At 35.5% G+C, this 13416-nt stretch carries 5 protein-coding genes; 4 read left to right on the forward strand and 1 reads right to left on the reverse strand.

Annotated elements, in window-relative coordinates; translation table 11 throughout:
- On the reverse strand, positions 1-2486 hold a 2486-nt coding region (locus J2X17_RS16775; protein ID WP_310300551.1), incomplete at its 3' end, for a beta strand repeat-containing protein.
- A gap of 294 nt (positions 2487-2780) precedes the next feature.
- Here J2X17_RS16775 and J2X17_RS16780 point away from each other — a divergent pair.
- The 4 genes from J2X17_RS16780 (at position 2781) to J2X17_RS16795 (ending at position 13085) form a co-directional block, all read left to right on the forward strand.
- Positions 2781-3251 carry a regulatory protein RecX gene (locus J2X17_RS16780; RefSeq protein WP_310300554.1) on the forward strand — a complete coding sequence of 157 codons (471 nt, stop codon included), beginning with the start codon at positions 2781-2783 and terminating at the stop codon, positions 3249-3251.
- A 385-nt stretch (positions 3252-3636) separates the two neighbouring features.
- On the forward strand, positions 3637-7860 hold the full coding sequence (locus tag J2X17_RS16785; RefSeq protein ID WP_310300556.1) for an Ig-like domain-containing protein: 4224 nt from the start codon (positions 3637-3639) through the stop codon (positions 7858-7860).
- 166 nt (positions 7861-8026) lie between these two features.
- Complete coding sequence (locus J2X17_RS16790) at positions 8027-11875, forward strand: T9SS sorting signal type C domain-containing protein (RefSeq protein ID WP_310300559.1); 3849 nt, start codon at positions 8027-8029, stop codon at positions 11873-11875.
- 439 nt (positions 11876-12314) lie between these two features.
- The gene (locus tag J2X17_RS16795) at positions 12315-13085 is read left to right on the forward strand and encodes a T9SS sorting signal type C domain-containing protein (protein WP_310300560.1); all 771 of its coding nucleotides are present in this window, start codon (positions 12315-12317) and stop codon (positions 13083-13085) included.
- Positions 13086-13416: the final 331 nt, after the last annotated feature.

Consider the following 13416-nt stretch of genomic DNA (forward strand, 5'->3'; position numbering starts at 1 on the left):
GTTGTTGTTGCAGGTACCACGCCATTAGTTGTATTTGCAGGAGCAGCCGTGAATAATGTTCCGCTGCATGCTGAAGTTGCCATGGCATTTATTGCTGGAGTTGGGTTTACTGTAACTGTCAAATTAAACGCAGTTCCCGTACATCCGGCTGTAACTGGCGTAACACTATAAGTTGTTGACAAAGCGGCATTGGTTGAGTTTGTCAATGTTCCTGTTATGGTTGCTCCGCTTCCTGCAACGCCTCCGGATAATCCTGTTACCACAGTTGGGGCAGTCCACGTGTATGTTGTTGTTGCCGGAACCACACCATTGGTTGAATTTGCAGGGGTTGCGGTAAATAATGCACCACTACAAGCTGAAGTTCCCATAGCATTTATTGCTGGAGTTGGATTTACTGTAACCGTTAAATTAAATGGTGTCCCGGTACATCCGGCTGTAACTGGCGTAACACTATAAATTGTTGACAAAGCGGCATTAGTTGAGTTTGTCAATGTTCCTGTTATGGTTGCTCCGCTTCCTGCAACGCCTCCGTATAATCCTGTGACTACAGTTGGGGCAGTCCACGTGTATGTTGTTGTTGCCGGAACCACACCATTAGTTGAATTTGCAGGGGTTGCGGTAAATAATGCACCACTACAAGCTGAAGTTCCCATAGCATTTATTGCTGGAGTTGGGTTTACTGTAACCGTTAAATTAAATGGTGTCCCGGTACATCCGGCTGTAATTGGCGTAACACTATAAGTTGTTGACAAAGCGGCATTGGTTGAGTTTGTCAATGTTCCTGTTATGGTTGCTCCACTTCCTGCAACGCCTCCGGATAATCCTGTGACTGCAGTTGGGGCAGTCCACGTGTATGTTGTTGTTGCCGGAACCACACCATTGGTTGAATTTGCAGGAGTTGCGGTAAATAATGCACCACTACAAGCTGAAGTTCCCATAGCATTTATTGCTGGTTTTGGATTTACGGTAACTGTCAAATTAAATGGTGTCCCTGTACATCCAGCTGTAACCGGTGTAACGCTATAAGTTGTTGACAAAGCGGCATTGGTTGAGTTTGTCAATGTTCCTGTTATGGTTGCTCCACTTCCTGCAATGCCTCCAGATAATCCTGTGACTGCAGTTGGGGCAGTCCATGTATATGTTGTTGTTGCTGGAACCGTACCATTGGTTCCATCCACAGGAGCTGCCGTGAATAATGCTCCGCTGCATGCTGAAGTTCCCATGGCGTTTATTACAGGTTTTGGAGTTACCGTAACTGTTGTTCCTGCGGAAGGCAAACTTTGACAAAGAGTTGTTGTATTGATAGCTCGAACGGTATAAGTCCCAGTCGCGCTAACAGTTATGCTTGGTGTTGTTGCACCGGTAGACCATAAATTATTTGTTGCGACACTTGATGTTAAGGTAACACTTCCGCCGGCACAAAAAGTTAATGGGCCAGAAGCAGAAATTGTTGGTGCTCCAGGCAATGTATTTACAGTTGCTGTAGCAGTATTATTAGAAGTAACATTAAAAGAGCACGTTGAAGGCGCGGTTCCTATTTCAATACTATTAACAGTTATTGTTGAAGTTGCTGATAATGTTTTAGAAAGAAACGTTCCAGTTCCAGCATTAAAAGTCATACTTGCAGTATTACCACTCGAATTTGGGTTAGTAGTACTATATGTTACATTATAAGTTCCATTTGGTAAAGTTGTCGAAGTAAGTCTAACAGTTGACTTTCCACTTCCACAACTTGAAGATGCAGTTGTCGGAGAGGTTAATGTATATACAGGACAGTTCCATGAAATTCTTATTTGTCCATTACCACCATTTCCTCCAACATAATTATTCCCTGCTCCTCCACTTCCTCCTGAACCAGGTGAAGTTCCATTTGAACCATTGTCACCAAAGCTGGTACCAAAAATCCTACCTCCCAGAACTCCTCCAGCACCGGCACTGCCATCAATATTACCTGCATTACCTCCTGTTGCATCGGATGCATTGCCACCCGCACCCCCAGATCCTGCGCTTCCACCTCCACCTCCAGATAATGCTACTGGTCCGTAAGTATTTCCGTCTGCACCATTCCCTCCATTAGTTCCTCCAGTACCTCTGGCACCTCCAGTACCTCCATTAACACTCCCTCTACCACCGAATCCTCCGCCTGCCGAAACTGTTAAAAAAGAAGAAGAAAGTCCATTGCCACCGTTTCCGGTTGTACCACCAATTCCACCAGTTCCAACAATAAATGGAATGCTAGCATTGGCTAGAACTGGCACTGATGTGTTTTTAGTGTATGCTCCTCCTCCTCCTCCTCCTCCGGCAGAAGAGTCTCCTCCTGTTGAGCCACCACCAGCACCACCAGCACCCCATACTTCTACAGTAAGTGAGGTAACACCCGGGGGAACAACAAAATTTCCAGATGAATTAAATGTTTGAGGACTTTGTCCGTAAGAAAAAAATGAAATAATAAAGAATAATGTACAAAAAAGTAATTTTTGAATCATATAAGGCGTGGTATTTAAATTTGTTTTTGGCGTCAAAAGAAATCAAAAAAATAGTACTATATTTTTAACGCAGTACCGTAAATTTGGCTTTTTAAACAATTGAAAATTAAGCTAGAATCTTGTCTTTTAAACAAATTTAAACTAGTGGTATTCGCGTACAAAAATATTATAATTCCACACATATACAACCTTTTAGGAAAAAATATTTTTGATAATTGCTAAAAATAATACTTAAAAATTAACAACTAAATGACTATTTTTAGGCGAAATAGTTAAAAAAGAAAGAAAAACCGCATGAATACAATTTGCACTGCTAAAGAAGCTTTGTTGAAATTAGAGCATTTTTGTGCCTATCAGGAGCGCTGTCATGCTGAAGTTGTGACTAAGTTATATAGCCTAAAAATGACTTCGGATGAAATAGATTCTATTGTAGTTCAATTGATTGAAAGAAATTTTCTAAATGAAACACGATTTGCCTGCAGCTTTGCAAGAGGTAAACATCGAATGAAAAGTTGGGGTAAAATTAGGATTGTAAATGAACTCAAAGCCAAACAGATTTCTTCGACAAACATTACGCTGGCACTTAAAGAAATTTCACCGGAAGAATACGAAACTACTTTCGAAAATCTTTCAGATAGATGTTGGAATAGTATTCAGGAAAAAAACACTCTGAAAAAGAGAAAAAAATTCTGCGATTATATGTTGCGAAGAGGATATGAAAGCAATTTAGTTTACGATAAGGTAAAAGAATTAGAAATGGAATAGTTTTATTTTCTCACCAGAATGAATCAAAAAAAATCTTTTTAAATCAGTGTTTAATAATGGCTTGATTAATCAGAAAAGTCATTCATTCGGAATTTTCATTTTCTTGCGAATTTTTTCCTAAACTCGCGTTTTTGTCATTATAAATTTAAAAAATAGACTTTTACGGGTCAAATTTTGAGTTATTTGTTGTGTTTTTCAGTTTCTATTTATAAGAAATAACGTAAAATGCAGACTTTCTAAATGTATTTCATCGAATTTATATGCTTTTTATCGATTAATTGCCCATTCTAAAAACCGCTGTTTTATCTAACTCGTACATGTATCTATCTTTGTGCCGGCAAAAAAATACTATGCCCGCATAACAAGCTGATAGAAAACATTTAGTATGAAGAAAACTTTACTTTTATTTTTATTGTTACCTTTTTTTGGATTTGCTCAGGAAGTCGAACTCTTAAAATGGAATGCGGCAGTAATTGCTACTCCATTTAAACCGGTAGCGAACACTGGAATTACGATACAGGATCTGAATGTAACTTCAGGGCAAGCACCAAGTTATATTGATGGATGGGACACCACTCCATTTTTCATGACCGGTGGATGGCCAAATCCGCAACAAAATGAAGGAGGATATGATTCTGCTAAATATATCGAGTTTAAAATTGCACCTACTGCAAATTATAAAGCTGATTTAACAACTTTTAGCTTTACTTATCGCACTCAGGGAAACACCGAAAAATTTCAAATTCAATATTCGAAAGACAATGCGTTTAAAACTAATGTAAAAACTTTAGTTTCGGAAACGATTGCCACAACTACCTGGGCTACAGTAAATCCGACTTTTTCAGCAGAAATTAATCCAGTATTGGCCGGTGAAACGGTTTATGTAAGAGTTTATGTTTATGGCTCTACGGATAATTTCCACATTAGAGCGGCCAATGGTACAAATCCATTGCCAGCTACTGTAAAAGGAAAAATTTCAAGCTTTGATGCGAATAAGATATTAGCCATCAATGATTATGTTAAAACCATCAAAAACGTTGGTATAAACATTGCGCCTTTGAGTAACGATGTGAAAAAAGAAAACGTAAATTCAATTATAATTTCAAGCCCTCTGTTAGCATCTCAGGGAACAGTTATTATAAATCCGGATAAGACTATGACATTTAATCCGGCGAAAGATTTTACAGGAAAAGCAACTTTTAAATATAGAATTAGCAATAGTACAGACCCCTATTCTGAAGCAACCATTGAAGTAAATGTAACAGATGATCTGCCTGAAGCCTTAGTGATTTGGGACGGAAAAGATAGTGCAAACAGATATAATCCTTCTGTTTTCTCGCCTTATGTTTCCTCTGATAGGATTAATAATTTAGGAGGAGTTTCTTTGAGTTACAAAAATGATGAAGATTCTAGCAATCCATTTTATATTACGGGTAACTGGCCATCTGCAAATAATTCTAATGATACATCAAAATATATAGAATTTAAAATTTCAGCTGATTTAAAACACAAGGTAGATCTGACTACTTTTGGCTTTACTTTTAGAAATCAGGATACTAATAGCGGTAATGGTAAACAGCAAAAATTCAAAATTGACTATTCAAAAAGCAGTACGTTCGCAAATGGTGTAAAAACATTAGTTCCTGTAACTGTAAGTTCAGGAAGCTGGACTACTATAAACCCTGATTTTGCTTCAGATTTGAATTCTTTATCGCCGGGTGAAACAATCTATTTTCGTCTGTATGTTTACAATACAAATGATAATTTTCAATTTAGAACCAGAACCAATATCAAGGGAAGTGTAAAAGATACCAATAGTTTATTGGCAAATGACGACTATGTAGATTCACCAACAAATCAGCCTGCTACAGTGTTGATTTTAGGAAATGATGTTCTTGGCGATTCTGCTCTGCAAGCAATAACAGTAACACAGCCTTCAAAGGGTACAGTAACGGTAAACGGTTTAAACAGTGTAACTTTTACTCCGGCAAGCAATTTTACCGGAACAGATTCTTTTACTTACACGATTCGAAATGCTAATTCAAGTTATTCATCGGCAACAGTTTTTATAAATGGAACTACACCAATATGTACAGCAACACCAACTCCGGGAGTTAATTTCTGGAAAGGATATGTTTATACCTATACAGGCACCCCTGCTGCCGATACCTATGTTGGATCTGTTGTAGAGAGTCCTGTTTTCGACCGTAATGTTGGGGATGGGGCAATTACCGGAGACATTTCTCGAGCAGCAAACGTATTTTGCGGAGCGGCACCCTCGGATAAGTTTTTTGTGAAGTATTTGATGGATGCAGATATTCCAGCCGGAACTTATAATTTTACTATAGGAGGGGATGACGGAGTACGATTATCCATTGATGGAAATCCGATTACAACTAGCCCAACAAATTCTTGGGGCACCCATGCTTACACAGCTTATGCTGTACAAGTTACATTAACAGCAGGAATTCATCATTTTGTTTTAGAATATTACGAAAATTTGGAAGCATCCAGGGTTTCGTTTATGTACGGTCAGGTACAAACGACTGCCACATATCCATACGGAATTAACAAATGGAATGTTTATGGTTTTACGCTACCAGATACAACATATCCTGCAGCAAGCTACGCTGGAACTTATGTTGACACAAATACAAGTATCGATACGCAAGCCTATTGGAACAAAACAAAATCACCATCATATGCTGCTAATTGGCAAGGTGCCCCGATGGGAGTCGATCAGTTTGCAATTGTTTATAAACGTCAGGGATTTCCTTGTGGGAACTATAAATTAGAATTGGTTAACTCTGATGATTATGCCGAAATTTATATTGATGATGTTTTAATTCATACACAAGCAGGTTATACAACTGCAAGAACACCGATCAATGGCACTTATGTATTGAACAAAAATTCAAGAGTTGATGTTCGTCTTAGAGAAGATGGGGCAGATGCAAACATTGCTATTGATTTTATTAATCTCGCAGTTGAATATAAGGAAACAGATCCTCTTCCAACAAACACACCAGCTCTTATAATATCAGGTAATGCCACGTTAAAGGGAGATCTTAAAGTTTGTTCTTGTACAATAAATCCCGGAGTTATTTTTACAATACCGGCTGACAAAACTTTAACGGTAAATGAAAATATAATTGTAGGTACAGGCGGTAAGCTTTTGTTGCAAAGCAACGCATCATTAATGCAGACTAATACCAATACAGATGCTTATACTGGTGATTTTAAATCATTTGTAGTTGAGAGAAATACAGCTCCGGTACGTCGTTACGATTTTACCTACTGGTCAACCCCTGTCACAAGTTCGCCAGGTTTTACACTTCATGATTTGTCGCCGGATACTTTAGTTGATAAATTTTTTAGTTATAATCCTTCAACAGGATGGGTGTATAACAATTATGGGACTGAGGTAATGGTACCCGGTAGTGGTTATAATGTTAGAGCGCCTCAAACTTTTGATATTAACACGCCAGCAATTTATAAAGCTATATTTACTGGAAAACCAAATAATGGTGATATTCCAATTACAATTGTAGGTAATAAATATAATTTAGTTGGAAATCCATATCCCTCAGCATTGGATGCAACTCAATTTATAAAAATAAATCATAATTTAGGATCTGATGTAGGTGCTTTGTATTTCTGGACACACAATACTAGTCCTGCAAGTACAGGAACTGGTACATACGCTTATTCCAGCGCAGATTATGCAGTATACAGCTTAACCGGTTCTACAGCAACTTCAAATGGAGCTACCTCGGCCCAGGGTTATAAAATTGCGCCAACAGGAAAAATTGCTACAGGACAGGCATTCTTTATGAAGCCAAGTGCAACAACTATTAAAGCTGTTTTTACAAATGATATGCGAGTAGGTGCTAATAATAATCAGTTTTTTAAAACTACTGATTCAGAAGATACAGATAAAAATCGTTTATGGCTGAATATGACGAATTCGCAAGGAAGTTTTAAGCAGGTTTTAATTGGATATCTTGATGGCGCAACAAATGACTGGGACTTTAACTATGATGGACCAACAATCAGCGGAAATTCATTTGTTGATTTTTACAGTATTAATGATACAAAAAAATTGACCGTTCAGGGGCGTGCATTACCTTTTGAAAAATCCGATTTGGTTCCTCTTGGGTACGTGACAAAAATCGAAGGAAACTTTACAATTGCTATTGATCATGCAGACGGATTCTTTAATACCCAGGCTGTTTATTTAGAAGACAAAAAAACAGGAACAATAACAGATTTACGTGCTGGAGACTATACTTTTACGACCGCCATTGGAACATTTACAGATCGTTTTGTATTGCGTTACACCAATAAAACTCTTGGAACCGGGGATTTTGAAAATGTCGAAAACGGACTTTTAATTTCGGTAAAAGATAAAATCATCAAAGTAACATCTGCTAAAGAAGAAATTAAAGATGTTGCAATTTTCGATATATCAGGAAGAGTACTTTACGACAAAAAGAAAATCGGAACAACTGAACTACAGATTTCAAATCTACAAGCCGAAAATCAGGTGCTATTAATTAAAGTAACTTTGGTAAATGGCAATATAACAACTAAGAAAATACTGTTTTAAGAAAAAAAAATATTGAAAAAGGAGACGCACTATAAATTTGGTGCGTCTTTTTTTATGAATTTAAAAGCAACTAAATATCACTAAATGTAGGTATTGCTTAATTTTAAAAAGGGGTTTAAATTACGGTTAATTCTTACAATACATTATTAACCTAAATATTCTCATTTTGATTAGAAACTTGCTTTTATCACTACTTTTACTAAATTTCCTCTGTAAAACACAAATTTATGCACAACAAGGAAAAGTAGATGTAACTTTTAACACTCTCGATGACGGATTAACAGGAGATGGTTTTGATAATACAGTCAGAGCATTGTTTGTGCAACCGGATCAAAACTTGCTTGTAGGAGGTGATTATTTAAATCTTAATGGAAAATCTTCCATTTACCTAACCCGTTTAAAACCTGATGGAGTTACAGACGAGAACTTTAATACCGGAACTGGCTTCAATGGTAAAATTTATACTTTTTGTGTTCAATCTGACGGAAAGATAATTGTTGGAGGAAGTTTTACTGCCTATAATGGAATAAGTTGCGGTAGATTAATTCGTTTAAATACTGACGGATCTTATGATGCCTCTTTTGATACTTCAATTGCTGCAACGACAGGAATTATATATGGGATTTCTCTACAGTCTGACGGGAAAATTATAATCGTAGGAAGTTTTACGAAATACAATAACTTGACTGTAAACAGAATTGCCCGACTTTTACCAAACGGAGCTTTAGATACTTCTTTTATAACGGGTTCCGGCTCTTCATCAAATATTACAAATGCCTGTATTTTGCCTGACGGGAAAATTGTACTTACCGGAAATTTTACTTCTTTTAATGCCATTCCGGCCAATAGAATTGTTCGTATCCACAGTAATGGTGAGGTGGATACAAGCTTTAATAGTGGATCAGGTTTTGATGATGATGTAAGTGCTATGGCTGTTCAGCTTGATGGGAAAATTATTTTAGGAGGAAAGTTTACAAATTATAATGGAAGTATTGCCAACAGGATTATTCGAATTAATAATGAAGGGACTATTGATACTAGCTTTATGTTCGGTTCGGGGTTTAGCTCAGATGCTGTTCAGATTATTAAAGTTGATACGTCAGGAGACATTATGATTGGCGGATCTTTTACAGGTTACTACAATGGTGCTGAAGTTAACAGGGTTTGTATTTTAAATTCTGACGGAATCCTTAAAACGGATATTAATTTCGGTTCAGGACCTGGGTCAGCATCAGTTTTAGCTTTAGCTAAAGATTTGGAAGGTGCGTGGTATATTGGTGGTTCATTTTCAGTTTTTGATGGATTGAATCAGGGAAGATTAGCAAAAATTAATGCTGAAGGAGAATATGATACCGGGTATTTATCGGCGGGAGTTGGTTTCGATAATTCAGTTTTGAAAGTTTTATCATTAGACGATAAGAAGACAATGGTATTTGGGAATTTTAAAAAATTTAATGGGGTTTTTGCTTCCCGAATTGCTCGTCTTTTAGAAAATGGAGCAAGTGATCCGAATTTCAATTTAATGCAATCAGGAGCTAATAATACCATAAAAGCGGCCGCAGTACAATCTGACGGCAAGATTATTTGCGGAGGAAGTTTTACAAAATATAATGAAATAACTCAAAATCGGATTATTCGAATTTTATCTGATGGGGCGATTGATGAAACTTTCAATATCGGAATAGGATTTGATAATCAGGTATATGCAATGGCTATTCAATCAGATAAAAAAATAATTGTTGGCGGGAGCTTTAGTCATTATAATGGCTCGTCGGCGGGAAAAATAGTTCGATTATTGCCAAATGGTTCCTATGATACAAGTTTTAATGTTGGAATTGGAGCTGATGGAATTATTGAAACAATCTTGATACAGCCTGATGGAAAAATCTTGATTGCCGGGCGATTTAGCAGTTTTGACGGTCATTTAATGCCCCGTCTGGTTCGGTTAAATTCAGATGGAAGCATCGATTCAGATTTTAATATTGGAACTGGTTTTGATAAATACGTTTACACTATGGCTTTACAGTCAGATCAAAAAATAATATTGGGAGGATCTTTTTTAATGTTCAACGGATTTTCGCAAAAACGAATTTCCCGATTAAATTCTGATGGAAGTCTGGACACCACTTTTGAATCAGGTTCCGGTTTTAACAAGGGCGATGTACGAACGATTTTAATACAGCCCGACGACCGTATTTTAGTTGGCGGTACTTTTGCCGGAACATATAAAAACAATATTTCAATGCGATTGGTTCGTCTATTGAAATCTGGTGATTTTGATGTTTCCTTTGATGCTCATCTTAACAATAAACTGTATTCGATGAGTTTTACCGCAAATCAAAGATTAATGATTGGGGGAGATTTTAACTCGGTTTCAGGAGTATCTAAACATAGAATAGCAAGGTTAAAACTATGTTTAGATGCCACAACCTGGGATGGGGTAAACTGGTCGAATGGCTTGCCTTCTGGCGGAAAAGAAATATCTTTTAAGGAAGATTATACTTCTTTGACAGCGGCAAATGTATGCAGTTGCAGTATTAATGAAGGAAAAACAGTTACACTTTTAGGTGGTAATACTTTAGAAATTGAATTTTCGTATTTTGGCATGGGAAATTTAATTCTGGATGAAGGCGCAAATTTATATCAATCAGATGACCAGATAATTAATACCGGAATAATTCATCTAAAAAGAAATTCTTCACCAATTTTAAAATACGATTTTACTTTTTGGTCATCACCTGTTGATTATCAGAAATTAGTTGATGTTTCTCCGGATACATTGATTGATAAGTATTTTTCATATGATTATGTTTCAAAAGGCTGGCGGTATGAAAACCTTTTAAACACTATGACTCCGGGAGTTGGCTATATGATTAGAGGGCCTCAATATTTTTCGACAACAATTCCATCAAAATACGAAGCAACTTTTAAAGGTATTCCTAATAATGGTAAAATCGAAGTAGAATGCGGAGATGCAAAAACATTTAATTTAGTCGGAAATCCTTATCCGTCAACTATAAATGCTGATGTTTTTCTGGAAAAAAATCGATCTAAAATAAAAGGGACACTTTATTTCTGGACGCATAATACGCCGGTTACTAATTATAAATACAACGGTGATGATTATGCAATTTATAATTTATTGGGAGGTATAGGTACAAGAGGTGCTTTGTCTTCCGGTGTTAATGAAACTATTCCTGATCAAACCATTGCCTCCTGTCAGTCATTTTTTGTTGTTAGTAAAAAAAATGATGTCATAGAATTTAACGACAGTATGCGAATGATTGAAAGAAATACTATTTTTTTTAAACAGGCAAATAACAAGGCGGAAAATGAAATTGAAAAACACCGTATATGGCTAAATCTAAAAAATGAAGAAGGAGTTTTTAAACAGATTTTGCTTGGATATATTGGTGGGGCGACAAATTTGTATGATGAAGATTATGATGCAGAACCTATTAGCAGAAATCAATTTGTGGATTTTTACAGTATTGTTGAAGATAAAAAAATTGCAATTCAGAGCAGGGCTATGCCTTTTGAAGAAGAAGATTCTATTCCGCTGGGTTTTACAACGAATAATAACGGTAATTTTAATATTAGCATCGACCATAAAGATGGTTTGTTTGCTACTTCAAATAATATTTTCCTTGAAGATAAAGATCTTAAAGTTATGCATAATTTGAAGAATGGGCCTTATTTTTTTATGGCCCTAAACGGAATTTTTAACGATCGTTTTGTAATTAGATTTAAAGATTATACTTTGAAAACTAATGATTTCGAAAAGGCCGAACAAGAAGTTTTAGTTTCGGTAAAAGATGCAATCATTAAAATTGACTCAAAAGAAATTATTAATGAAGTTTCAGTTTTTGATGTTTCGGGAAAACTTCTTTATAATAAAAAGAAAATAGATTATACCGAATTACAAATATTAAATTTAAAATTACAGGATCAGGTTTTATTGGTAAAAACAACATTAGAAAATGGAAAAGTAGCCACTACAAAAATTCTGTTTTAAAAAAGTCTTTTTTAGAAATTCTAAAATCCATTTGTCATTGATAAATGGATTTTTTTTGAATAAATTTTTTAGTAAAAAGTGCTTTGACGACGTTTTTGATTCGGTTTGTTTGTAAAATATTTTAAAACTCATCTTAATTCTGAAACAAATTAAAATGATCTTGATTTTTTTGATAGATGATTAACATATTTTAAATGATGAACAGCTTTATTAAGATTTATTTATGCGAAATTACTTAATGGTTTTTATTCATTTAATTATAATGGATTGTTTTTTAAATAGTTGTGTCAAATTATGTAAATTGTTAATCCCTTGTCGCATTACATTTGAGGCCTTCAAATTTCAATTAACTTATCTACAGATTAAAGTACTAAGAGAATTTTTAGTACGATATCTATGCGATTTAAATTATTGATTGTTGAATTTAAATACTATGTAAATGAATAAAAAGTACGTACTCATTTTGTCGATTTGCCTGCCTGTTTTTTTCTATGCTCAAACTGCATCTGTCGGAAGTAGTAATATAGAAAACGAAGAAGGTCATCGTGTTTGGATTAATCTGACTAATCTGCAAGGTGCTTTTAAACAAATATTAGTGGGCTATGTAGCAGAAGCAACTAATTCATGGGATCTTAATTATGATGCAGTTACTTTAGATACTAATAAATATTTGGATTTTTATAGTATAAATGAAGATAAGAAACTTGTTATTCAAGCGCGTGCTTTACCCTTTTCAGAGTCTGACTTTGTTCCTTTAGGTTATAAATCGGCAAGTGACGGAGATTTGACAATTTCAATTGATCACGCTGATGGTGATCTGACCACACATGACATTTATTTGGAAGATAAAAAAACTAATATTATTCATGATTTGCGTGCTGGTGATTACACTTTTGTCACGACCGCCGGAACATTTACCAATCGTTTTATACTTCGTTATACCAACAAGGCACTTAGAAAAGTAGATTTTGCAAAACCTGTACAATCCGTCCTGATATCGGTCGATGAAAAAGTGATCAATGTTGTGTCGACTATTGTAAACATTAGTGAAGTTGCAATTTTTGATCTCTCCGGAAAACTTCTTTATAATAACAGCCAAGTTGGCTCTACTAGCTTTAACATAGCAGATTTGCAATCAGAAAAACAGGTTTTGCTAGTAAAAGTTTCTTTGGATAATAATAGTTTTTCAACCACAAAAATTCTTTTCTAGGCGTTTACAGTTAAGAAAAAGAAAAACCATTTCGCTTTGCGGAATGATTTTTTTTATGCCCTTTTAATAAAATTTATCAGAATTTCTCTTTTACAATATTTTTTTACGGTTGCATTTCATCGTTTATAATGTTAAAGTTCAGTCTTTTAAGTTAAATATTTTGGTGGTATTGTAAAAGAAATCGTACCTTGTTGTTGTTTTCGTTCGATAAACATACATAAAAGCCCGTTGTAATACACTCAAGTAACTTCTTTTTAAAAAATACTAAAAGTAAACCCTTTTAGTTTTATCTGCCTAAAGACTGATTGTAAAATTTGAATACCCCATTAAA

The organism is Flavobacterium aquidurense (assembly GCF_031458035.1).
GTDB classification, from domain to species: domain Bacteria; phylum Bacteroidota; class Bacteroidia; order Flavobacteriales; family Flavobacteriaceae; genus Flavobacterium; species Flavobacterium aquidurense_C.